The sequence below is a fragment of the Natribaculum luteum genome (assembly GCF_023008545.1).
Lineage (GTDB): Archaea > Halobacteriota > Halobacteria > Halobacteriales > Natrialbaceae > Natribaculum > Natribaculum luteum.
The window spans coordinates 33,192-54,414 of sequence record NZ_CP095399.1; the positions used below are offsets into that span (position 1 = coordinate 33,192).

At 53.8% G+C, this 21,223-nt stretch carries 24 protein-coding genes and 2 pseudogenes; 8 read left to right on the plus strand and 18 right to left on the minus strand.

Features of this window, described 5'->3' with window-relative positions:
- The first annotated feature begins 218 nt into the window (after nucleotides 1–218).
- The 3 genes and pseudogenes from MU558_RS22730 (at nucleotide 219) to MU558_RS22740 (ending at nucleotide 1,386) form a co-directional block, all read left to right on the plus strand.
- A pseudogene (locus tag MU558_RS22730) lies at nucleotides 219–556 on the plus strand (toxin-antitoxin system TumE family protein).
- A gap of 24 nt (nucleotides 557–580) precedes the next feature.
- Entirely contained in the window at nucleotides 581–1,030 is a 450-nt protein-coding gene (locus tag MU558_RS22735) for an HVO_A0114 family putative DNA-binding protein (protein ID WP_246976878.1), read from the plus strand.
- A gap of 83 nt (nucleotides 1,031–1,113) precedes the next feature.
- A complete protein-coding gene (locus MU558_RS22740; protein WP_246976881.1) occupies nucleotides 1,114–1,386 on the plus strand; it encodes a hypothetical protein in 273 nt (90 codons plus the stop codon).
- A gap of 126 nt (nucleotides 1,387–1,512) precedes the next feature.
- Here the strand turns inward: MU558_RS22740 and MU558_RS22745 are convergent, their stop codons facing one another.
- From MU558_RS22745 to MU558_RS22765, 5 genes are all read right to left on the minus strand, one after another.
- Nucleotides 1,513–3,219: an ATP-binding protein gene (locus MU558_RS22745; protein WP_246976884.1), complete on the minus strand. Its 1,707-nt coding sequence runs from the start codon at nucleotides 3,217–3,219 to the stop codon at nucleotides 1,513–1,515.
- 90 nt (nucleotides 3,220–3,309) lie between these two features.
- Complete coding sequence (locus MU558_RS22750; RefSeq protein WP_246976886.1) at nucleotides 3,310–3,528, minus strand: HalOD1 output domain-containing protein; 219 nt, start codon at nucleotides 3,526–3,528, stop codon at nucleotides 3,310–3,312.
- Entirely contained in the window at nucleotides 3,521–4,456 is a 936-nt protein-coding gene (locus MU558_RS22755) for an ArdC-like ssDNA-binding domain-containing protein (RefSeq protein ID WP_246976889.1), read from the minus strand. The genes MU558_RS22750 and MU558_RS22755 overlap by 8 nt, the downstream gene beginning before the upstream one ends.
- A gap of 107 nt (nucleotides 4,457–4,563) precedes the next feature.
- On the minus strand, nucleotides 4,564–5,958 hold the full coding sequence (locus tag MU558_RS22760; RefSeq protein ID WP_246976892.1) for a GIY-YIG nuclease family protein: 1,395 nt from the start codon (nucleotides 5,956–5,958) through the stop codon (nucleotides 4,564–4,566).
- Complete coding sequence (locus MU558_RS22765; RefSeq protein WP_246976895.1) at nucleotides 5,955–6,383, minus strand: DUF6884 domain-containing protein; 429 nt, start codon at nucleotides 6,381–6,383, stop codon at nucleotides 5,955–5,957. The genes MU558_RS22760 and MU558_RS22765 overlap by 4 nt, the downstream gene beginning before the upstream one ends.
- A gap of 135 nt (nucleotides 6,384–6,518) precedes the next feature.
- On the opposite strand from MU558_RS22765, the pseudogene MU558_RS23600 reads away from it, so the two are divergent.
- Nucleotides 6,519–6,614 (plus strand): annotated as a pseudogene (locus MU558_RS23600) (DUF7845 domain-containing protein); the annotation flags it as partial.
- Nucleotides 6,615–7,156: 542 nt separating this feature from the next.
- Here the strand turns inward: MU558_RS23600 and MU558_RS22770 are convergent.
- From MU558_RS22770 to MU558_RS22780, 3 genes are all read right to left on the minus strand, one after another.
- Nucleotides 7,157–9,391, minus strand: coding sequence for a DEAD/DEAH box helicase (locus MU558_RS22770; RefSeq protein WP_246976898.1), 2,235 nt, complete (start codon nucleotides 9,389–9,391; stop codon nucleotides 7,157–7,159).
- Nucleotides 9,392–9,448: 57 nt separating this feature from the next.
- Complete coding sequence (locus MU558_RS22775; RefSeq protein ID WP_246976901.1) at nucleotides 9,449–10,180, minus strand: hypothetical protein; 732 nt, start codon at nucleotides 10,178–10,180, stop codon at nucleotides 9,449–9,451.
- A 196-nt stretch (nucleotides 10,181–10,376) separates the two neighbouring features.
- Nucleotides 10,377–10,949 (minus strand): hypothetical protein, encoded by a 573-nt coding sequence (locus MU558_RS22780; protein ID WP_246976904.1) that lies wholly within the window; start codon nucleotides 10,947–10,949, stop codon nucleotides 10,377–10,379.
- Nucleotides 10,950–11,315: 366 nt separating this feature from the next.
- Between MU558_RS22780 and MU558_RS22785 the strand changes: the two genes are divergently transcribed.
- Complete coding sequence (locus MU558_RS22785) at nucleotides 11,316–11,942, plus strand: PCI domain-containing protein (protein WP_246976907.1); 627 nt, start codon at nucleotides 11,316–11,318, stop codon at nucleotides 11,940–11,942.
- Between the two features lie 278 nt (nucleotides 11,943–12,220).
- Nucleotides 12,221–13,195: a DUF7983 family protein gene (locus MU558_RS22790; protein ID WP_246976910.1), complete on the plus strand. Its 975-nt coding sequence runs from the start codon at nucleotides 12,221–12,223 to the stop codon at nucleotides 13,193–13,195.
- Nucleotides 13,196–13,286: 91 nt separating this feature from the next.
- Here the strand turns inward: MU558_RS22790 and MU558_RS22795 are convergent, their stop codons facing one another.
- The 4 genes from MU558_RS22795 to MU558_RS22810 form a co-directional block, all read right to left on the minus strand.
- Nucleotides 13,287–13,514, minus strand: coding sequence for a DUF8129 domain-containing protein (locus tag MU558_RS22795; protein ID WP_246976913.1), 228 nt, complete (start codon nucleotides 13,512–13,514; stop codon nucleotides 13,287–13,289).
- Between the two features lie 124 nt (nucleotides 13,515–13,638).
- Nucleotides 13,639–14,190, minus strand: a complete 552-nt coding sequence (locus tag MU558_RS22800) for an HD domain-containing protein (protein ID WP_246976916.1) — start codon at nucleotides 14,188–14,190, stop codon at nucleotides 13,639–13,641.
- Between the two features lie 80 nt (nucleotides 14,191–14,270).
- Complete coding sequence (locus tag MU558_RS22805) at nucleotides 14,271–14,636, minus strand: DUF7568 family protein (protein ID WP_246976706.1); 366 nt, start codon at nucleotides 14,634–14,636, stop codon at nucleotides 14,271–14,273.
- 6 nt (nucleotides 14,637–14,642) lie between these two features.
- A complete protein-coding gene (locus MU558_RS22810; protein WP_246976708.1) occupies nucleotides 14,643–15,143 on the minus strand; it encodes a DUF7995 family protein in 501 nt (166 codons plus the stop codon).
- Between the two features lie 610 nt (nucleotides 15,144–15,753).
- Here MU558_RS22810 and MU558_RS22815 point away from each other — a divergent pair.
- Nucleotides 15,754–15,948 (plus strand): DUF7511 domain-containing protein, encoded by a 195-nt coding sequence (locus tag MU558_RS22815; protein WP_246976711.1) that lies wholly within the window; start codon nucleotides 15,754–15,756, stop codon nucleotides 15,946–15,948.
- Between the two features lie 66 nt (nucleotides 15,949–16,014).
- Here MU558_RS22815 and MU558_RS22820 read toward each other — a convergent pair whose 3' ends face one another.
- The 5 genes from MU558_RS22820 to MU558_RS22835 all read right to left on the minus strand — a co-directional run bounded on the left by MU558_RS22820 (nucleotide 16,015) and on the right by MU558_RS22835 (nucleotide 19,484).
- Nucleotides 16,015–16,203 (minus strand): DUF8012 family protein, encoded by a 189-nt coding sequence (locus MU558_RS22820; RefSeq protein WP_246976714.1) that lies wholly within the window; start codon nucleotides 16,201–16,203, stop codon nucleotides 16,015–16,017.
- A 124-nt stretch (nucleotides 16,204–16,327) separates the two neighbouring features.
- Nucleotides 16,328–17,212 (minus strand): biosurfactant protein 1, encoded by an 885-nt coding sequence (locus tag MU558_RS22825; RefSeq protein ID WP_246976717.1) that lies wholly within the window; start codon nucleotides 17,210–17,212, stop codon nucleotides 16,328–16,330.
- 85 nt (nucleotides 17,213–17,297) lie between these two features.
- On the minus strand, nucleotides 17,298–17,435 hold the full coding sequence (locus MU558_RS23490) for a DUF7563 family protein (RefSeq protein WP_425607638.1): 138 nt from the start codon (nucleotides 17,433–17,435) through the stop codon (nucleotides 17,298–17,300).
- Between the two features lie 488 nt (nucleotides 17,436–17,923).
- Complete coding sequence (locus MU558_RS22830; RefSeq protein ID WP_008012129.1) at nucleotides 17,924–18,118, minus strand: cold-shock protein; 195 nt, start codon at nucleotides 18,116–18,118, stop codon at nucleotides 17,924–17,926.
- Between the two features lie 469 nt (nucleotides 18,119–18,587).
- Nucleotides 18,588–19,484 (minus strand): DNA-binding protein, encoded by an 897-nt coding sequence (locus MU558_RS22835; RefSeq protein ID WP_246976720.1) that lies wholly within the window; start codon nucleotides 19,482–19,484, stop codon nucleotides 18,588–18,590.
- Nucleotides 19,485–20,559: 1,075 nt separating this feature from the next.
- Here MU558_RS22835 and MU558_RS22840 point away from each other — a divergent pair.
- Entirely contained in the window at nucleotides 20,560–20,811 is a 252-nt protein-coding gene (locus tag MU558_RS22840; protein WP_246976723.1) for a DUF8066 domain-containing protein, read from the plus strand.
- Between the two features lie 132 nt (nucleotides 20,812–20,943).
- Here MU558_RS22840 and MU558_RS22845 read toward each other — a convergent pair whose 3' ends face one another.
- A complete protein-coding gene (locus MU558_RS22845; RefSeq protein WP_246976726.1) occupies nucleotides 20,944–21,222 on the minus strand; it encodes a DUF3006 domain-containing protein in 279 nt (92 codons plus the stop codon).
- Nucleotide 21,223: the final 1 nt, after the last annotated feature.

A 21,223-nucleotide genomic window follows, 5' to 3' on the forward strand; every position in this document is an offset into this window, starting at 1 on the left:
CTGTGGTACGTCGTTTGATCGGTCGTTGTCGGTCTTCTTCCAAGGACTTCCCTGTGGGTGTGTCTGAAGACGCCAGCTGTCACCGGGACCCTGTCGTCTCGAGAATGTGAACTTGTAGATAAGAACGCAATTAGCGCTTCTCTCTACCCAAGAGCGAACTACTATTGTCCTCTGGACCAATAGCCTTATTGCATTGGTCCACGTACCAATGGGCGAGGATGGCCTCACTGACTGACGATGACCTCGATGGCGTGAGCGAGGGGAGGAAGTATCCCGACGGGACTGTTGTCCGCGTGTTTTGCATGCGGACAGACCGTGACGCGTACCCGTCTGGGTGGGCCTACAAGCTCCATTCGGTGCGACGGAGCCGGACCCACCCCGCACGCTTGACGATGGGACGATTCGTCGGTACGACAACTCGCACGAGGACACCAAAGGGCACGAACTGCACGTTGCACCGGATCCCGTTCCAGATATAATCTCATTCCCCGAGATGGTCGAACTCTGGGAACGATTCTGGAGCGAAATCCCGAAATCCGAACTCGATGTCAAGTGAGGCCATCACACCACGGTGATACCCATGAACGATACCACGCCGCCGCTACACCCGATGGAGCGTGAACAGCTTCGGGCCGAATCAACCCTCGTTGTGACTGTAAAGTCGTCCAGTGAGTTTCACGATGATGTCACCGATGGCATCAAGGCGCTTGAGCGGGGCGACGCGGTGGATACCCCGCCGACGCTCTCGTTCACTAGCTACGACGACCTCATGGAGACGCTGACGCCGCGCGTCCTCGATCTCATTGAAGCCATCCGCCAGGAAGAGCCATCCAGCATTAATGAGACCGCACGGGTTGTTGACCGGGACGTGAAGAACGTCCACGAAGAACTCAGTCGGCTCGCCCAGTTGGGCATCACCTTCTTCGAAGAAGAAGGTCAGAGTAAGCGCCCAGTCGTCTGGTTCGACGAACTCGTCATCAACCTGCCGTTTGACCCAGAGACTGGCGACACGGCAGCCGCCGCACCATAAAATCTCACTCGATTGCGAGCAAAACCCGTATTCAACGGGTACTGTTAAGCGGATGACTGTCGAAACAACCAGATAGAACTGCAATGGCTCGCGTCACAGATCCACGGCCACCACTTCCGGAGTGGATTCTCGAGTGCTACGACCGGCTGTGTACGCAGGCATGTCGACCAGATGCTGGCGAAGACAGTGTTCCGCTGATCGATTACGACGATGCCGCTGACGTGCTGATCTCTGATGTGGAGTTAGCTCTTGAGCAACGAGACGTCGAGTACGCACTGACGCGGCTCCTTGAACGGGGCTACTTCTACGAAGTTGAAGACGAACTTCGGGTAACGTCCCCAGATGAGCATTGTTAACGGCTCTTCGAGGGGTCGTCCTGCATACCGATCTCGTGCCACTGCACTCAACTCGAGTCAGTTCGACATCTCACCGCTTCATTCACTCCATTCCCGGAATTGTCCAGAAGTGATGGCTGCGTTCTGCTAGAGCCCCACCTCATACTCTTCGAACACGGACTCGAATCCTTCATCGACGACCTGCTGGACAAGCTCCGCGAACGAACTTCGATTACCTGGATCTTCAACGAGTGACCGAAACGTACTCTCGAAGTGATGCCCATGAGAAGGCCGATCACGACTCGAGGTTTCGTGAGCGGCTTCGTGCAACATCACGAGATACAGGTCGTGCATCCAGATTGCACGCTGGCGGCTCGTCACTGCCGAGTCAGTGATCACGATGTACGTCCTGCCGTCGGTCCAGGCATCGGCACTCGCCTCGCCGTAGTACACGTCCCGCTCAATCCCAAGCTCTCGTGCGAGCACTCGAGCGAAGCGGAGATAGCGCTGCTGATCAGCGTTCAACTGCGATTCATCCTCGATGCGATGATAGCCCGTCCACACACCTTCTGATTCTGCTTGCTCGCCAACATCGAACGTCTCCGGTACCGCTATCGATGTGTCTCCGTCAATGGCAAGATCGCGAAGCCGTTGGGTTGCTGCATCGCTCGTATCGAGGACGACATAGCCCCGTTCAACGAGTTTGTCTGCGCCTTTCTGGGCTCCGTCACCCCATCCAATCTTTGGGGCTGCCTGGATCTCCTCAAGGCTAATGCGGGACTCCGTTGCCAGCTGGAACAGCTTGCGATCGGCCCACTGCTCGTCCGATGCATCACTGCTGTCGGATGCCATCGCCTCGATCATCACCTCCCGACTCTCGGCAGTCAGCCGGTCGTCCGAGACATTCGCATACAGGTCGTCACGTGCCTGCTCGAGTGCGTCGTCGATCCGTTGCCAGCGATCACAGCCGGATTGGATGCCGTTGCGCGCAAAGTTCAGCGTCAAGTTCCCCTTCGAGACGACCACACCACCGAGTCCGTACTCGCGCTTTGTCGTCACGTACAGCCCATTGCTGTAGATATCGAGCCCCTCGTGGGGCGTGTACTCGAGTGCGAGAATCGCATCGTCAGTTTCGCGTGTGAGTGACGGATGCGGTGAGTCCGCCACTGCTTCGAGTGGATCGCCGTTGTCGACCGATTCGCCGTTGATCACGACCGAGACGCCTGTCTGGGATTGTACGTACGCGAAGCGCTTGCGAAGATCGCGAACGTAGCGCCGCCACCGGTAACTGTCCGGATCCGGCACTTCGTCTTCGTAGTGGTCGATCTCGACAAGCATCCCCTCGAGATGATGCTCAACGTCCACGAGTTGGCCATCGCGCCCACTGACGTCTGCCCACGTTCCAGAGTCGCGTCGATCTCGATAGTCGAAACACAATGCGGTGTCGTGACTCCAGATACGAACGGCACCCTTCGCGATGATCGCACCCTTGCCGATGCCCCACTCGCCGATTGTCTCGTCGTCTGCTCGTTGCTTGCTTCCTGCACCCAGCACTGAGAGGTTTCGCCGCCCTTCGGTCGACTCGAGGTCAACGCCAGCGCCATCATCGAGGATGATCGATCGCTCAGGTGAGATGCTGACCAACACACGGGATGACCCAGGACTGTCGATGCCGTTTTGGACAGCTTCGCGAATCGCGTCTGTGAGATCCGCCATTTGGTCTTCGATGAGGTACGTTGCAACCCGCTCGTCAGCGGTCATCGTCACGGTCTCGTCAGTCGATGGCTGACTGACCGGCCTCGAGTCAGTCGCTTCGCTCGTCGCGAACTCCGATAACGTCAGATGATCTGTCATGGTGTCCACCCATCTTGCACCACACAAACTTCACCGAGCGGCTACTGGGAAATTGGACCGACTGTTAGTCTGACTCGGCGAACGCCCCCACTATGACACCTTGATCACGGCAACATCGGATGGTGTCACTATCACACGGCGCTCACCAATCGAGAATCGAACCTCGAGATCAGTCTGTGGGCCCGTCGAGTCTACAAGTCGCTCAAGGGCTTCGGCGTCGATCATCCGCTGTAGTTGGTACTCGTCTCGATCGAGGCCCTGTTCCTCGAGTGCAGTGATGATCTCGAGCAGAAGCGGTCGATCACTCATCGTCGACCTCCTCACTGACGATGTCGATGATCTCCTGGGCGGTCGAACTGATCCGCTCAAGCCGATCGAGGATCGTTTCGGGCTCGTCACCGTGCCACGCGGCGAGGTAAAACGCTGACCCACTGGTATCCAACTCGAAGTACCGTCCAACAATGTAGCCGACCGCTTCGGCCTCGAGTTCACGTTTCGATCGCTCAGCCTCATCGTCGACGCCATTGTGTAACAGCGCGTGGGCGTACTCGTGAACGAGTGTGACGGCGAGGTCAGCCTTGTTTTCACGAGCACGGACGGCGACGCGTGGCTGCTCTTGAGGGCGGTACTCACAGATTCCCTTGGCACTCCCATGCGACCAGTCCTGGGGTGGCACGACCTCTACGTCCACCTCGAGGGGATCTGCTGCCTCGAGGAGCGCGGGAACCAACTCGCCAGCTTGTCCCCATGCTTCGGTCTCGAGGTCGGGCAGTGGCTCGCCATCAGTCTGTGAGATATCGAAGACGGGTGCTGGCCGAAAGCCTACGAGTCCCTTTTCCCAACTGTCCGGTGGTGTCTCGTTGTACTCACAGTCACTGCGCTCGTGGTACGACGGCGAGTTCCCGCAGTCGGGACACTGCTTTGCGATGATGGGTGCCCAGATCCAGATCGCTGTCTCCCCTTCTTTGACGTGTCGATCAAACTCGTTCTGCCATGTTCGGTAGCCGGCAACGCATGTTGCCTGCGGACACTGAAGTTTGATCAACAGCGTATTTCGGTGCGAGTAGTCGTGGAAGCGACTCTGGACGTCTAACCACTCTGTGAACTGCTCGCTCGAGACGGCGTCATCGACCTCATCGACGAGGTCCTGGACCCATGCCTCGATCGTACTATGCATCTCATCGTGCCGGGTGTCCGAATCGTCGAACGTTTCCCGGGAGCTGCTGCTCGTAGCCATATTCGATTACTGCTTCCCGAGTCGAATCGAACCGAACTGAACTCGAGAAGACCTCCACCCCTCAGGGGGTCTCAAAAATACGTCTGTCTCGAGCAGCTGAAGAGCCGCTAATCAGCGGACGCTGGGGTCTCCACTTTGATCGGCGCGTCGTCTGGCGTTCCACTCTTGTTCAAGAGCGACGCTGGGTATGCATCGTACGCTGTCCCGATCAGCAGTGGTTCGACCTCTGCAAGGGTTGCGGGTGTTCCGTATGGACTGCAGTCCGCTGTCCTATTCCAGGCATGGACCCAGAGATACGTCTGCTGGGACAGCGTTCGTGAGTCGGGCTCAAAGAGTGCCTCAACCCAGTGCTGTTTGCGTTCGTCGTCACCAGTGAGTGCCTGTGAGAGTTCGCCGATATGCCAGTAGTTTCCACCACCCCACCGCGCAAAGCTTCGCGTCCCATCCCGCTCGTAGGCGATCTCTGTGAAGTTTGCACTGAGCTCTCGCTTCTTCCCGTATGCCTCTGCCTTGCCGATATACCGGGGCACGATGTCAGCAGGTGTTGCAGTCTCTGCAGGTTCCTCGAGCTGGTACATGATGTACAGCAGGCCATCGTCGCCGTCCGCACGGATGCCGTCCTCGTCGACACACTTCCGGCCTTCACGGCGAATCCGGGTATCGATCTCTGCAGAGCGCTCGAGCGTTCCGTCGTCGCGTGTTCGAACCCGTAATTCGTCGGTCACATCAAAGAGCGGAATCGGGTCCGACTGTCCTCCGCTTTGGATATCAGCCAGTATGTACTCTTCAGCCCACGCTTCCCAACACTCGTCCTTCGTCATGGGGTTGGCCCGCGTATTTTCGCCGCCACTCGGCCACTGTCTGTCCTGTGCGGTGATTTCGTCTGCGACCCACTCCGTCCCAGCCTTGCCTATTTCGTGTAGAATTCGATTTGGAACGAACTCGCGATTGGCGAAGATCTGCTCGTATTCGGGCTGTGCGTGAACCAGTCCAACGAGTTTTGCCTCGAGTTCCTGGCGATACGTCTCGAACTCGTAGGGACCGGACTCGAGTTTGTCGACGTCAACGATCCAAACGTACAATCGGCTGTCCGCACGTTGGGCGACTGCTGCGATCTGATCATACTTCGAGAAGCTTCCCCACTCGCCATCGTCTTCCCACTCCGTAATTGGAAGCGAATCGCGGATCTTCCGGGAGTGTTGTCCGATCCGTGAGCTGATGTCGTTCGATTCGCCCACATACACAGGGATCACGCTCTGCGCGTCTGTGACCGGCCCATCCAAGAGGTAGATCAGATAGAGGTAGTCACCGTCGTTCATCCCCCATTTGTAGCTCCCCAGTGCATCGCTCGTCTCGAGTCTGTCGTCAGTGGATTCGAAAAATGGGACCGGATCCGGTGTCTCATCAGATCGGAGGTCCGGCAAGAGCGTGTCCTCGAGCCATGCTTCCCAGATCGCTGCTTTGCTCGTCGAACCTTCTGGGCTCTGCTCTCGCCCGTTCATAGACGCTGATTGTACCAACTGAGTCGTTCTCCGATCAGTAGTCCCTCTGTCGGAATCTGTACCGTGACGTCGTGGTCCTCGATCAACGGGAGTAGTTCCTCGTAGTATGCTTTCCCCGCATGGAACACGAGCGTGATGTCGGACTCGAGCAGACCTGCTTCTTCCAGTTCCTCGTATACCCCTTGGGACCACTCTCGCTTTCGTGCGACTCGAGCGCCGGTCAGCGTCTCGTCATACGGCTCGATCGGCGAGCCGTCTGGTTCGAGCAGCTGGTGCTTCGCTGAGAGGATATACCAGTCGTCGTGATACTGCTCACAGTATTGTCGCGCTTTGCTGAACAACGCTGATGGAGAGTAGAGTTCTGCTGGTGGTGCCGCATGTTCGCGCTTCGTTTTCGTGCAACTCACCAGTCCGATTTCGGTCATGAAACGATATTTTCACGCCAGATGGTAATTAGCCGACGATCTCTCATGAGATGACGTCTTTTGGCGAATTGGATATGGAGACCATCGTATGGCGACTCTCGGCCTGCGGTGCGTCCGTGAGCGTTTTCATCACATGAGTTACCGAAGGAAGTGAAGCACTATTACACGAAGTACGCGATATCTCTCGATAGCAACCGTTCGATAGCACATCCGAAAGTCGGTGTGTCCTAACACCGACTGTTTTGGAAGGATCAACTCGATGCATCTCCGACTGATATCGAACGCCTCAATCGAGAACTCGAAGAGACGCTTCTCAGCATCTTGCAGAGGTTGGCCTTCCACTTCGATTAGGTGCTGGTATCTACGTCGAAGATGCGTACTTCACGCCCACGAACGCCGATCGAGATCGCGACATCCTCAAGCTCGCACTGTTAAACCGAGAGAAAACCCGGGGAAGGTAGCAGGAGATCTCTCTGACCCCATTCTTATCGCAAACCGTGGATAATAGATCATATATGTGATAATATGCGTGAGTTAGATATGAAATAATATATTTGACATAGTGTACAACAATAGTGATCTAATCAATTCCCATACCCGGTTGATATCGTGCAAATCCTTCTAGATTTAATAGTAACATAAGACTTATAAATAGAACCCTCCCAACAGCGCGGTTTGGAAACTAGGATCTGATGTCCAACAGACTACTGGAACACTTGACAAATTCGTGGAATAGATCATAATTATTTGTTACATAGTACCCCCCTATCTATTCAGTCATCACTATAATCAACAAGATCCATGCTTTTAAATGGGCCATCATCATCTGGCACATTGAATTGAAGCTTTGGGTCTGTACTCCTAGTATCGTTGACAACTCTATTTAGTTCACCAGCGATTTTGCTTGTCGGATCTGTCCCTGTAAGTCGACACCATCCTTGTGTTCGTGTCAGGGCAACAAACGCTTTGTTCCGCGATCGAAGATGTTGACGACGCCAATTGCTGTCCGACACATCCTTCGACACTTCTTCAGCGACACTATCTAGTCCCATTACATAGACTAAGCCAGCTTCGTTCCCACGAGCATGATGAACCTCCGAAATAGTTACTTTTCCTTTCTCTTTAAAATTTGCTCGCCGCCCCTGTTGGCTCACTGTCTCTGTCACATGATGAACAATCGAGTCACGATTTTCTTGCAAACCTCCAAGCCGTTCCTCAAGACCAGCTTTTAATTGATCAAGAGGATCTTGGCGCTTCTTATACGGCCATAGATGGGTGATCATAATCTCGTGAGGCAATACATTTTCTTCTTCGAGATTCTGCTCAATGTCATCAATAACCCAGTTGATCTCATCTTTCCAGTTTTTTCCCCAGTAGAGCCGGAGCAGCTCGCTTGGTTCTTGAAGTTCCCAGAACGGGTGAGGTGAGTTGTCTACAGGTCGCTTAATCACCACTCTCTCCCCGACTGACGATTGTTTGAAGTCCCCGTCGGTAACTTCGTAACCGAGTCGATCCCAACCTTCCTGTGTAGTCAATGTTTGGATCACCGGCCCGTCACGATATAACCCCATACCGAATGCGTGAGCAGTCATAAGGATCGAACGAGGGGTTCGGAATGATTTCCTCATAATGTGGGTGCTGTTAATACCTCCCGGTAGTTTGCCTGAGACTGACACTCGTGGGTTACCGTTTTCATCAACCCCGAATAGATCAACAGCTGAGAGGGCTTCAAGCGAGGCTAGATTCTGCGCTTCGTCGTATGCCCAGTAGATGCGTTTGGGCTCAGAAAGAGCTGCATAGCACATTCTGAAAAAGTGGGGCGTTAGGTCCTGAGCTTCATCGATAATAATTGTATCGTATAATTCTTCAATTTCTCCTGTCTCGATAAGATTTCGACAGCATTTATCTAAGAGCTTAGGAGTCTTAGTGTATCGACCGAACTTTCGTTTGGCGTCATCGTAACTCAATGGAGATTCGCCTGATTCCCTAGCGATTTCGTAGTACATCCCTGGACCTGTGCTACGTCCACCCCAACCGTGACGGACATGTAACTGGCTCCAGTTTGGATCATCTCCACCGGAAAAGTTCTGATAGAAGGCTGCTATCAGTTCCTCGTGACTCTGCCGGAGCCCATGCGTTCGAAATGCAACTGCGATGGTCCACTTAGGATGTTCCCAGTGTAATTTGGCCGCCCGAAGTGCACAGACGACAGTTTTTCCAGATCCCGCGATACCACGAATATGTTGTGGCGCATCCGGTGTCTGGAGCCCGATCTTTAGCTGTTTATCAGTTAAGATTTTTAAACGACGATCAAGGAAGTCAAGCAATTCACGCTTTGACTTCGGCGTAATTGCAGCATTGAGCTGGCCACCACTGATGCTATCACTGAATTTTAAAGTTGCCAAACCGTGACGGAGTATTTCATCATCAAGCGGAGATTCCAATAATGCCGTTAGCTTGTCCTTCAGCTCTTCACGATTGGCCAGTGTATCCTTGAAAATGAGCCGTTCAGATGCTTTGTCTTCAAAGGTTTCATGCCATTTTCTCCTCGTAATGTTTGGTAAGACGACAAAATCAGAGACTGGAATTTTTGATTGTCGGTCATCGGTTCGTAATTCATCGCGGTTTTCGAACTGCCGCCGTACCGCGATCATTGCATCGCCCACTGTGTTCTCCGGTCGAATCGATGTAGATTCTCCAGCAAGTTGCCAATCAGGCCCGGTGAGGCGTTCAATATCATCAATTTCGATATCAACAATATTCATAACAAACGCGCCAACGGAAGAAGCTAAGCCGACGACATCAATATACTCTGCATCACCGCGTCCAGTCTGCGGATACTTATAGTATAGCTGAAGAAACTGCTCTGACAGTGCTTCTTCAATATTATTTAAGACTCTTTGAGTATTCTCATTATCTGGCCGAACATTTTCACCAATCCTACAGTTTAGGTATTTATGATCCGCTGTTTCGATCCGGTCCGGAATATCGTACGACGATTTGCTCATACCCTTTCGCGATTGTGAAGTGACAAATATTCTTTGTTCTGATAAATAATAAACCCATCAGTTTAATTGATAACGATAGACTGACTCAGCAGTTGGGGAATCCGGTAGATCAGTTAATTCGACAGTCATGCTATCCCCAGCAGCGCGGTCGATATCAAAGTCATCAATAACATTCGCGTTGCCGGTAATCCGATACTCAACGGTGACACTACCACCTCCATTGGATATTAATGATCGGAAACAAGTTTGAAATTCTTCTGTAATTGGCTCTGTTTCTCCCTTAGGGACTCGAGCGGTAGTAATATTCTTTGCGACGAATGTTACTGGTTCCTCCTGGGGACGAGCGGAGGTGTCTTCTAAAACACGCTTTTCTGTGGAATCATAGCGGCGAAGAGGAGTTTGACTTGCTTCAGGCTGGAACCAGTCCGTCTCAGGGCATTCCAGAATACAATTTAACTTTAAATCCTGTGCCACGCCATGTCCATAGTTAGCAAGCTTAAGATATACATCATCATCCTCAAACCATCGATCAACGACTTCGATAGAGGGCTCGGTTTCAAATTGCATTAGCCGTTTTTCCATCTCCACTTGCCTTCGACTCAACTCGACCTGCTGCTGTGTGAGTAGGATCACAGTAGCAGTGAGCAGAGCGCTCAAGAGGGTAGTTGTCACACTGATCGGCCGTTGAACAGTAATACTTCCTGTATTGACAGCAATCATTCCTCCAATGAGGCTGACAGCTACGATAATATATGCGATCAGCCAGCCTAGTCTGGTATTCGAATTCATCTTGTTTCTGATACCCTACTTATCTCACAGGTTAGTATAATATCTGTGAGTTTCATTTAATCACCTAACATCTAATCAATGATTTGGCTGGTTGGAATAACTCATAATCGAATGAATCAGCAGTTGCTCGAGTAACGACCTAACGGCTGGAGTATCCTCAATCTTCAATTTCAACCTAGCGTACCTGAGTCAAACGTTACGCAGACTCGGCTTGCAACTCCTCGAGAGCAGTTTCCAGCGACCCCTGAAACTGCCACGAGGCTTGCTCGAACGCGCTGTCTGTCGGCCCGTCCCACCGAGGAAAGCCGGCATGGTCGCTCACCTTGACGGTCCACTCGGCCGGTTCATCGAATGGGGTTCGCGTTGGCAGTTCGACGACGTAGAGGTACTCTTCATCTCCATGAATGCCGTTGACGGGATTTTCGACACCGTGACCGAGCAGGAACAACGGTTGCTCAAGATGTGCCATGTTCGACGGGTCCAGCAAGTCATCCGGCTGGTCTGCGCGAATACTTCGGTCACGCCCTTCGTCTATGTAGAGGCCCATACTCGAGAGCGTCTCGAGGAAGATGAACTGCGCAGCGGCGTAGCTGGGTCCACGTTCCGTTCGTGTCTTCTCGAGCAGCTGTTTGAGTTGGGCAAGGTCACGGAGGACGCTTTTCGGATAGCCGTCGGAATGCCGGTAGACCTGTGCGATGCGATTGGTTGAATTCTGTTCTGCTGCAGACTCGTTTCGGTGGACGAATCGGAGTTGACTTCGGGTTGACATCGATTTCTCCTCTCCAGCGCGACTACGCCAGCACCCATCACCGGCGCACAAACAACTCCCGCGGACAGGGTAGTCTGGCATCTAATTACTGCTATGTTAACCCTCTGTGACAGATCGGCTACGCCTGCGGATTCGTCCATGCTGTTCTTCCCGCTCTGCTCGAGAAGTTCTACTCTTAGATCGAGTCATCGAACTGTTCACCACTTCCTTCTTGGGCACTTCTGAATCGATAAGTTCAGGTAGTACAATTATCGCTGCTAAATTCCGCCTGTCCGGATGCTATCAAGATCGGCCTGCTGAATAGAGAGATTTCTTCAGCATGGGGACTACCATTATTTGAATAGAAGCCGATCCATGACCCGTATCATGGTTCAAACCACATTGGAGATAATAGGCCTTATTTTCGGTCTTCTCGGGTCAATTATAGCAGTTAGTAATGAGTTTTCAACACTTCGTAAAATTGGTATAAAGATCTCCAAAATAGCACCATGGTCACAGTGGGATCTTACCCTCTTGGATCAGGGGCTTGATACACTCCCTGAACGTCGGGTACGTAGTGACCACGATGCATTTCTCCCGATGTTTGATTATCTCACCGAATCGGGCCAACCCACCACCAGGCCGTCATACACGGAGGAGGACTTAAAATTCATAGATGAGGTTAAGGATACAAATCTTCACAGATTAGCTGAAGATCTAATGGAATTAAAGCATCAGTCTCAAGAAGGAGATAAGGAGATGGAACAATTGTTGAATCGCATGACAGGGTTCGTAGGTCAAATATCCGACGAAGAAATGTATTTTAGTTTATCTGATGATGGAAATGAGATTGTTTTTAATATTCCTCGCTATCCCAACCTCTCGGGCCAATCCTTTAATCGGTCGTATTACGAGGACCGATTGAATGCTGAGATTGATCGATTCTTTGTGCACACTGGCACTCTCTTGATCGGAATGGCATTCGCTTTCCAAGGTCTTTCCCTCATATTTTAATTATATAAAGCATAGAGTGATTTCATTCTCTGTCAGTCACAGCTTATTCTATACTGCATGATCCAACCAATCTAAATTCGGATCACTTTAGCACTGACGCCTTGTATTTAGCACGACTCCGTCAACATCTCTGGTAGATGGTAGAAGTATCAACGCTAAATTCGCACATCTACTTACCGGCAAATTCACCGCAGCAGTCGGTGGATCAAACCAGTGAGAGAGTTCTCTGATACCCGTCGAGAACAAGGTTTAGTCAGGTCAGCGCGTAACTTCCCCGTATGCCCTTTAGCGTCAGTTGGCACACGCTTCTCGAGCATCTGGATGAGCTGCCGGCGGACGCGACACTGATCACACCATTGTCGCACTCTCGCATCCATATCACAGATGCCCAAGAACACCGCGTTATCGTCCAGTTTGACGAGTCGAACGAGAAGCGTCCGCTCCAGCGCGATCAGTTCGAGACACTCTACCATCAGATACAGACCACACATGATGGGTTCGACCTCGACCGGCTCCCGCCAGATGCTGACCCGTATCCAGCGGTGTTGAGTGTTCATCCACGGTTCGAGATCGACGAAGATGCGGGTGTGATCGCAGAGACAGACGGACCGACGACGACCCAACTGGCCGACACAGCACATGAACCAGACACCGATGACGACCGAACCGAACCCGACGGTCTGGACGTCTACTCGGATGCGCTGCTACTGATCGATGCGCTCGAGCGCCACGACGTAACTGACCTGCCTGAGTTGGAGACGGCCACACTGGTGAATCTCTATACGCTGCTGTCGGATGTCCAGCGCGATGCTAACGACTTTCGCCAAGAGGTTGCTGACGTACTTCTCTCACGGCTTCATCACGACCGTCCTGTTGCCGGTCAGTACGGCTCCGTCCAGCGCACGAGTCGCCGTAACCGCTCGCTCAAAGATGACGAAGACGTCCTCTCCATGCTCGAGGCGGAAGGGATCGACCGCGAGCGCGTCATGAGCGTTGATCGCCAGAAGGTTGACGAAGCCCTCGAGGTAACGACGCTCACCGAGTCCGATATCTACGAGATCGATGAGAGCGAGTACGTTCGCAAGGCGGAGGTCGATGACGACGTCAAGGAGTCGCGCCTCCAGGGCTTGAAGGACCGACTTGCCGCCAGCGAGGAGACAGAAGCTGAGGAACTGCAACAGGAAATCGAAGCACTCGAAGAGCGTATCGATGATCTCACGAGCTTCCAGGCGGGGACGGAGATACAGGGATGACTGGTGACGGCTTTCGCGTCATCATGCACAGCGCAGGTGGTTGGCGGGATCTCTCTCAGTCGTTCTGCAATCTGACACTGGCAGTGTCGAGTTAGCCATTGTCCTCCTGCAAGCGGAGTTCGTTGGCCCGTCTCTCGAGCAGGCGGAGGATCGGAACACGTTGTTGGTGCTGGTTTTCATAGGCGATGCAGGCTCGAAGCGTCTCCATATCGTTGATCGTCGCGATGCTGGCATCAATCAGCCGTGTGTTTGGTGCCTCGAGCCGCTGAGCTGGTGAGAGTTCGCTCGAGTTTGGAGGTTGCTTTGGTGTATCGCTCATTGGATGTTGCCTCTACCCCTGTTGAGGCACGAAAAACTGCATTGCTCTCTGGTTTTTCCGCAAGTGAGAGATGACCACGTGCTACGGTAAGTACGGGGGAAGCACCGGTCGTTCGATGCAGCGGTTATACGGTTCGAAGGTCATCTGTCGCCTGTGACCGGATGGCGGCTGCTGCGACTTCGTCGGCTCTCTTGATGAGTTCCGCTTCGATCGTCGCCGGCTCGACCGGCGTTCGGCTCGTATGGGAGAGCACGATGTGTGCCAGTTCGACTGGCAGGTCCACTGTTGCAACGACGTAGACTCCGTAGTAGGGATGTCCGAGCAGGTTGTAGACCGGCGTCTCGGCCATCCCGTCGAATTCGGCGAGTTTGCTCACGTCGTGGATGAGTGCACCAGCAACTACCGTATCCACTGAGAGCGTGACCTCGCGCCGCTCAAGAAGTGTCTCTGCGAGCGCGACGGCACAGGCAGTTACGTCCCGAACGTGGCTTACCAGCCGTTCGTTCTCCAACCCTAACGCACGCTGTGTTGGAGGCAGCCACGGTACCTCGGTGAGGTCGTCGATGTCGTTCTCTTCGATGGCCGTCGCCCACGCACTGGTAACGCCCGCTCGAAGATTGTCGTCTTCGATCACCTCGAGTTCGGGAAACGCGGCCCTGACTACATCCTCGCTCATGTCTCTGCTGTCAGTATTGACCACTAAAAGTACCCGCCGTGCAGTGATGCTCACTGCGCAGCTTGCGCTCTCACCTGCTGTTAGCGTTCTGCGCCATAGACGATTTTCGAGGGGGCTTCGTAGCCACAGTCAGGACAGGCGAACCATCGTTTGACCTTCGCACCAGCGGCAGATTTCTGGCCGACGATGACGTCGTCGTTCGGACACTCAGGACAAGCGAGTTCGGGGGCTGGTTTGTCCCGGAGTGCATCCCGAACGCTGGTCGCCTCCTTCGTCTCGAAGCCGCGCGACCACACTGGATAGCCGTCGACGAGAATCGCTGCCCGCCACTTGTACGCGTAGGAGTCCGGTGCACGATGCAGGACGGCTCGCGCTCCAGTCTCCGTGTTTCGATATGCCAGCGTGGGTGTTCGGCTCTCTCGTGTCCAGTTGGTGATTCGGGGCATGATTACTCAGAAATGGACATCTGCCGGTACGATCCAGCATGTCTCGCGCTCATCAATCTCCTCGAGGAGGCGATCGAGATGTCCGCGATGGCGGATGCCTGTCGCGTGTTGATCATACAGGCAGATCGACGGGCCACGGGAAGCACCGACCTGCTGGAAGGCGTGCCGAGCGAGGCCCTCATCGCGCATGATCTCATCGTCGCTGCGTTCCTCGAGTGCTTGCTTCACCCGATTCAGATTTCGTTGGAACGTTTCCGTCGTAGTCTCCCAGGCCCGCTCGAGGAGTTCTTCACCTTCGTCGGACGTAACGGGCGCAGCCGCCGGCAGGTCGCCCCACCGTGCTTTTCCAGCCACTGTCGTCTCCTCTTCGTCGAAGGTGACGTAGTAGTCGAACACTGCACAAGAATCCGGCTCCGTGCCAACCAGTCGGGCGAACACGGTCTTTCCGGTTGACAGTGCCTCGTCTGCTGTCGATGCCTCTACCAGTGCGTAAATTAACATATGCATCTGGGATACCTCACTGTCCCGACGCTCTGGTCAGTACTCGTCTGTTCTCACTCAGAGCGCCGGCAGCCATCACCGGCGCACAAAATCACGGTGCAACGCGTCTGTCTCTCGGAGGAGAACGATCCGGATCGGTAGTAGCATCAACAGCGATCGTCAGGTCGCTCGACTCGTCGACAGCTTCGAATTGGCTGCGGGTGCCTTCCGAAACTGCACCCCTGCTTGAGCGAAGCACATCATAGAAGATTCGTGAATGATTTCTTTCAACTCACCTTTATTGAATCAGCCGATAAGTAGATGTGGCTACTATTTGCTTTCAATTTCGACAAGAGATTTAATCCCACACTGACAATGCGGGTACCTTCCCTTCCGTCTTATTTTCCCATCAGGAAGCCGAATCGCGGGATAAACGGCTTCACAGTTAGGACAGATGGCGACGATCTCCTGTCCAGTCCGAGTGTTGCTCATTCGAGATAATCGGGCCGACAACGCCCACACAGATATATCAGTGCGTATAGACTCATAACGAGAAATCACTATTATTGTCTGAAGACCTGCATCCTATTGGCCATATGTAAGGTTTTTCACCTCAGAGGTCGTGTGCTGACATGACATGGATGGAATACCTGAAAACGCCTCTTCAACCGATACTTCGGATCAAAATGAACTTATCCATGTCGTAATCGAAGACCCGGGAGAAGCTGACAAGTGTGTGTTTTTCCCAGGAAATGCAACAGCTGATGAGCTACATACAAAGTGGATTCTTGCTCTCGAGGATTCGTACGTCCACCTAAAAGATGCTCAATAGTCCGCTTGTACTGACCGTTCACTACAGCGTCAAATGGGTCCGTGACCGATCCTATGACCCGCTCGGTTAGGAATCAATGTGGGTATCAGTAGATTCACCACGCTCTGGTCGAGTGAGAAGACTCACTTCCTCCAAGAGCGCCGTTGCTGTCTCGATACGTTCTCTGTCTGCGTCAGTCAGCTGATCGCCCTCGAGATGGTTGAGTTGGCTGAGTGCACGATGCAGTCTGTATCCTGGTGTGTTTCGTGGGTCCATTGAATGCGCCTCGGCCGATCGCGGCGCAGACAAACATGACACGATAGCACGGGCGATCGGTCTGTTAACCAACAGCCACGCTGCACCATTCCTGTCTGTTGGTTAAGACATGACGCGGAGCAAGTCATTCTGGGCTCGGCCCATAGCGCGGTGTCCCGCAGATCTGGCACTCCCAGATTGCGTGGCCGGTCCAGATTTCGTCGGGAACCGATTCATGAGCGCTGAATCGATGATCGGTTGTGCGTCCACACTGGTGACACTCGAGGCGTTCTTTGGTGGGAATGCCACTGCCCTGATGCTCAGATTCACGTTCTTTAGGTGCCTGCTGGAGGGCAATTGCAGGAACTAGCCACGCATCATCACCGGCGTTGTCGAGCAGCGTCGCAAGTCGCTGCTCATCGCGAATGCTGGACCCACCCTCGTCGTAGAGATAGGTTGTTGGTTCGCAGTCGCTATCCACCGCTGATTGGTCAGTCCACGCTGTTCGATCGCGGGCGGCCGCGAGAAGTTGCTCACCGTCAGTGGACGTGATCTGTGCTGCAGCAGGAAGCACGGGCCACTGATCTGTCAATTGGGCTGCAGGCTCGTCCTCGAGATCGTAGATGATCGTGCAGTCGTCGACAGCCTGTTCGGTCGCACTCGAGGCAAGGAGTGTCGCAGCGGCCCCACCTTTCGCGACAGCGCCGTAGAACGTCGACGACTCGACAAGCATGTGGACGACGCCGAAGAGTGTCCATTCTGTCGCTGGTGCGTCTGTCTCTGAGGAGGAGTTCTCGAGATGATTGGTGAGACAGAACAGGCATTTGGTCTGATCAGCTGGGATCGGTGCGTCACAGGAACGACACTCAGTGTCTGTTTCCGTTGGAGTGTCTGGATATCCAGTCGTCGCTGTTGCAACTCGCTGTCGATTTGGCTCACCCTCAGTACACTCTCTGAGTCTCTCATCTGGGATATGCGACGCTTCGCCGGTCGGACGAAGCTCCTCGAAGTCAGAATCTCGATCAGTCATTAGTGGGTAGTGGGTTGTATTGCCTCACGTCTTGATCAGGTTCCAGTCCGGTAGAGAAGATCTCGGGAATAAGTTCACTTGGACGCTATTGCTGCCGAAGTCCTGCTTCTCGAGCTTCACGGTTGCTGGCACAATGAATACACGCTGGCAGATCACCATCAACAGCAAAAACCCGGTAGTAGTTCTCTGTGACATGAGAGCCACACCCATCACATTCTGGCATTATCCAAACCTATGTTGTTACTCCAGTAAATATCTTGTTCCAATACTTGTGTAGTTTTTCTCAATGGCATTCTATCTAAGTGGGATTGACTCTTTTCTGGGTCTGGTATTGTTGCGGTTCGAGAAGGAATCCACAGTCTTCACAACGAGTTTCGACTGCGTTGGTGGTCACTCGTCCATTGCATTTGGGGCACGGACTGGCGCTCGAGTTGGGCTGGACATCTTCGTCGAATGTTGTCTCGTAAACCTCTCTGAAAGCCATGGTGTTCACGAAGGGCAATGAGCAACTCTGACTGCCCCTCACTCCACTCGTGGGGCACAGAAACCACTCTCTCAGTAGACAGTAGCAGTGTTCCTTTATTCAGGGCTCTTCGTGAAACTCGCGATAAATACCGGTGAAGGAGCGATCACGAAAGACACGGACTCAGCCGTACGAGTCTAAAAACGAAATCGTTGTTCACGGTCGCCAAGGCGACAATGAAGTCGGAATTAGTTGCGGACGACGTTCGTCGCGCGGGGACCCTTGGGGGCCTGTTCGATATCGAAGTCAATGTCTGTGCCTTCTTCGAGGTCCGGACCGCCAACGTCTTCCATGTGGAAGAACACGTCGTCGTCCGCATCGTCCGTCGAAATGAAACCGTAGCCGCCTGTGTCGTTGAAGAAATCAACCGTACCGTTTGCCATTACACTAACTCAAAATACGACTATACGGTTAAGTATTCCGCATTTGTTTTCAAAAGCCGCCAACAACGATTACAAAATCCTAAAATATCGTGCGTATGTGGATGCTTAACCACTATTTGGCAAGAGTTGGGCCAATAGTGTCTGGTATGTCACAATGGCGGAAGACTTTCGATGTATCCACAGTTCTCTTAGTTTGGTGTAGTCCGTGTTCTCGCGAGTAGGTGTGAACAGTCTGCCGTTCAGTTTGCACGCATAGTTACCAAACCGAGATGGGGTATTTTCACACCTGGCTTTGGATAAAGAAACTTCCTTCTAACCGCTAGGTGGCGGCAACGCCGTGGAACGGATTCATGCTGTGGCGAAAGCCCGGCAGCGCAACGGCCACCGGCCGTGAGCAGCCCGGACCGTGGAGGTGGTGGGAGGTGGCGGTGACTGCGTTCACACCAGCAAAAAAGGGGCTCAGGCCTGGCTATTCCCACCAGCGGCCGCGCTCGGGGAAGTGAATCGTCGACCACCCGGTCACGGCCAGTGAGACACGGCCTTCGTGCCAGTTCCGGGCAGCCTTGTGAATGCGCACCTGCTCGCCTTCCTCGATCCACGGTGCGTCTGATGACTTCCAGATGGTCACACGCGTCTGGCCACTGTCGTCTGCGATGAGACCAACCTGCGCGATACTCGGATGTGAGGGATCCCACAGGGTTTCGACACGCCCTTCGATGCTCACCTCCTTCCGAGAGACTTCCTCGAGTTTTCCAATGGGGATGACGTGTCCGGGTGCCGTCTGCAGCTCCTCGAACACGTTGACGACCGCACTCGTCAGGTCCTGACCACTGACGACGGACTCTCCCAACCGCCGGCTGATCGCCGCTCGAGACCAACCATCCAACCGCTTTGCGAGTCGCATCGACTGCTTGTTCACGGCCGCCAACTGCTCTTGGGTAAGTTCTGTCCGGGGATCCGCCCGCTCCGGGTCCGCCATTGGGTCCACGCTCGCCGCCCGTTTCTGGAATTCCACACGCCGCGCTTTGTTCTGGTCCGCAGCGATCGTTCGCGTTCGTTTCTCACGACCTTCTTGTGTCCCTATCTCGGCCTGTGCACTGATTCGCTCAAGTTCATCCTCTCGTGCTCGAATGCGCTCTTCCTGTTCGAGGGTCGCGCCAGAGATCCGCTCATCATCTGTATCGACGATCCCGTCTGGGTGGTTTGCATCCACCTTTGCTTGGACCTCTTGCTCAACCGTTGCCTCGAATTCCGGCGTCTCGTCGACGACCGGGAAGCCGTCTTCATCGACCGCCTGCTCGTCCGCCTGTTTGAGTTCCTGTTCATCAACCGTAACGACCTTGCTACTCGAGTTGTTACTAGACATTGGTGTACTAACACCTGAAGGCGTTCACGCGCCTGCCACCGCGATGTCCCAGCATCGCGGTTTTCCGACGACGCCGACCGACTAGATCCATCTGCGCGCTCGCGCTCGCGCCTTCGCGAGCGCCCATCTGGGCGCGAGCGAGAGCGCGCCTGAATGCGGTGTTCCAACCAGCACCGCGCGGCGACCCGCCCGGAGCGAGCGGCCAGCTTTAAGCCGTTTCTCGTGTCCGTCCCGGACTGCGGGTCCGTGTCCAGCGCGACTGTCGTCGAGAACGCGCGCCGCAGTGTGGCGCGCGACAGCGCAGGCGGCACCAAGCGCTGGAACGCGAAATCCCGCGAGGGGCGCAACCGAAAACGCGCTTAATGCTGGCGTCGAGACCAGATTCATTTTAGCCCGGAACGGTGAGCGACGCCAGGAGCGAACCGCAGCCCGGAATGGTCGGTCGCGAGCGATGCGGAGGGCGGCACGCGGCGAGCGGGGCGGGCCGATATCTAAGCGCGGGCAACCGACGCGACAGCAGCCCGATCAGTCCACGTGAGGTGGGACTGAAAGGGGCTGGCGCGCTCGAGGAACCCCGCCGACGCAAGCACCGCAACCTGTGAGGAGCGCAGCGAGGCGCGGGACTCGAGCGTGACAGGGGCTTTCACCCTATTATCGAAAGCGATGGTTGCAAGCCACTTACCGAGACCTACTCCCCTTCACAACTGTTTCAGTGACCCATCCGCACACTACAGATGCGAACTTATCGAAGAAGTCGGATCATTAACAGAGCCACCATAGGAGTTAGGAACAAAATCACACCCCCTCCGATAAGTAACAATTCCCGGGGGAGAATAAGGATAAGCAGCAGCACAAGGTTGCTAAGCAAAAGTGCGATAATCAGATTGAGGCGTAAGATGACCGGATTATTGTTCATTGTGTGAGTGTTTTAACTATTCCACCATATGTCTTGTCTGCTAACTACGTGCCCTGTACTTACCGCTGGTTCACGATCCCCTATCCGACCCTCTCCGATTTCTCGGACACACGATCAGGAAGTATAGAGACATATGTCGATTCAGAGATAGCTGATTTTATGTACACCTTCTTAGAAAAGAGAAATATGTCTGGTTGGTCTCCACCAACAATTCCCCAGAAATGGTTCATCGGAATCGGTGTCCTCTACGGGCTTTTGGTAGTATACTTATTCATCACTCAACATATAACATCTATAATCTGGCTTGGCATACTGCTTGGGGCACTCTATCTCTCGTGGCGGTTCGTCGCTGCTGTGGAGGCGATCGCTGACGCTCTCCAACGAATTGCTTATCAACAGGAACAAAACTGATCGGTTTATATCTGTACTGAGCGTTTGACAATCCACGATTCGTCATTTATCAGACGGAATTTCGGAACAGAACCAAGTGTCCACCACACGTTCTTTCCTTGAGAGCTTCTCTTCATCACCGCCAGCGTCGACTCACTCCTCGCAATCAGACAACTTCTTCGACAACCGATCCAGTTTCTCCTGCGCAGACTCACGGCGTTCGCGAGTGGCGTCCAGTCGGTACTCCACCGACGTGATTTCACCATCCTCAAGCGTCACCGAAAGCACGCCACCGTCTGTTTGAGCGGGCTCAGGCAATCGAGCCACAGGGACATCGACTTGCTCGATCACCTGCTCGTTCTCCTCGAGCAAGATGACAGCAATCTCACCGTCCTCAATTCGATCGACGACGCCAGTGTAAGTCCCATCCATC

Coding starts and splice junctions, on each gene's coding strand:
- MU558_RS22835 (WP_246976720.1), bottom strand. CDS start 19,484: ATGTCTAGTAACAACTCGAGTAGCAAGGTCGTTACGGTTGATGAACAG.
- MU558_RS23490 (WP_425607638.1), bottom strand. CDS start 17,435: ATGCCAGAATGTGATGGGTGTGGCTCTCATGTCACAGAGAACTACTAC.
- MU558_RS22765 (WP_246976895.1), bottom strand. CDS start 6,383: ATGACCGAAATCGGACTGGTGAGTTGCACGAAAACGAAGCGCGAACAT.
- MU558_RS22735 (WP_246976878.1), top strand. CDS start 581: ATGAACGATACCACGCCGCCGCTACACCCGATGGAGCGTGAACAGCTT.
- MU558_RS22815 (WP_246976711.1), top strand. CDS start 15,754: ATGGATGGAATACCTGAAAACGCCTCTTCAACCGATACTTCGGATCAA.
- MU558_RS22790 (WP_246976910.1), top strand. CDS start 12,221: ATGCCCTTTAGCGTCAGTTGGCACACGCTTCTCGAGCATCTGGATGAG.
- MU558_RS22800 (WP_246976916.1), bottom strand. CDS start 14,190: ATGAGCGAGGATGTAGTCAGGGCCGCGTTTCCCGAACTCGAGGTGATC.
- MU558_RS22770 (WP_246976898.1), bottom strand. CDS start 9,391: ATGAGCAAATCGTCGTACGATATTCCGGACCGGATCGAAACAGCGGAT.
- MU558_RS22795 (WP_246976913.1), bottom strand. CDS start 13,514: ATGAGCGATACACCAAAGCAACCTCCAAACTCGAGCGAACTCTCACCA.
- MU558_RS22820 (WP_246976714.1), bottom strand. CDS start 16,203: ATGGACCCACGAAACACACCAGGATACAGACTGCATCGTGCACTCAGC.
- MU558_RS22780 (WP_246976904.1), bottom strand. CDS start 10,949: ATGTCAACCCGAAGTCAACTCCGATTCGTCCACCGAAACGAGTCTGCA.
- MU558_RS22785 (WP_246976907.1), top strand. CDS start 11,316: ATGGTTCAAACCACATTGGAGATAATAGGCCTTATTTTCGGTCTTCTC.
- MU558_RS22845 (WP_246976726.1), bottom strand. CDS start 21,222: ATGGATGGGACTTACACTGGCGTCGTCGATCGAATTGAGGACGGTGAG.
- MU558_RS22745 (WP_246976884.1), bottom strand. CDS start 3,219: ATGACAGATCATCTGACGTTATCGGAGTTCGCGACGAGCGAAGCGACT.
- MU558_RS22750 (WP_246976886.1), bottom strand. CDS start 3,528: ATGAGTGATCGACCGCTTCTGCTCGAGATCATCACTGCACTCGAGGAA.
- MU558_RS22760 (WP_246976892.1), bottom strand. CDS start 5,958: ATGAACGGGCGAGAGCAGAGCCCAGAAGGTTCGACGAGCAAAGCAGCG.
- MU558_RS22775 (WP_246976901.1), bottom strand. CDS start 10,180: ATGAATTCGAATACCAGACTAGGCTGGCTGATCGCATATATTATCGTA.
- MU558_RS22840 (WP_246976723.1), top strand. CDS start 20,560: ATGTACACCTTCTTAGAAAAGAGAAATATGTCTGGTTGGTCTCCACCA.
- MU558_RS22830 (WP_008012129.1), bottom strand. CDS start 18,118: ATGGCAAACGGTACGGTTGATTTCTTCAACGACACAGGCGGCTACGGT.
- MU558_RS22740 (WP_246976881.1), top strand. CDS start 1,114: ATGGCTCGCGTCACAGATCCACGGCCACCACTTCCGGAGTGGATTCTC.
- MU558_RS22825 (WP_246976717.1), bottom strand. CDS start 17,212: ATGACTGATCGAGATTCTGACTTCGAGGAGCTTCGTCCGACCGGCGAA.
- MU558_RS22755 (WP_246976889.1), bottom strand. CDS start 4,456: ATGGCTACGAGCAGCAGCTCCCGGGAAACGTTCGACGATTCGGACACC.
- MU558_RS22810 (WP_246976708.1), bottom strand. CDS start 15,143: ATGCATATGTTAATTTACGCACTGGTAGAGGCATCGACAGCAGACGAG.
- MU558_RS22805 (WP_246976706.1), bottom strand. CDS start 14,636: ATGCCCCGAATCACCAACTGGACACGAGAGAGCCGAACACCCACGCTG.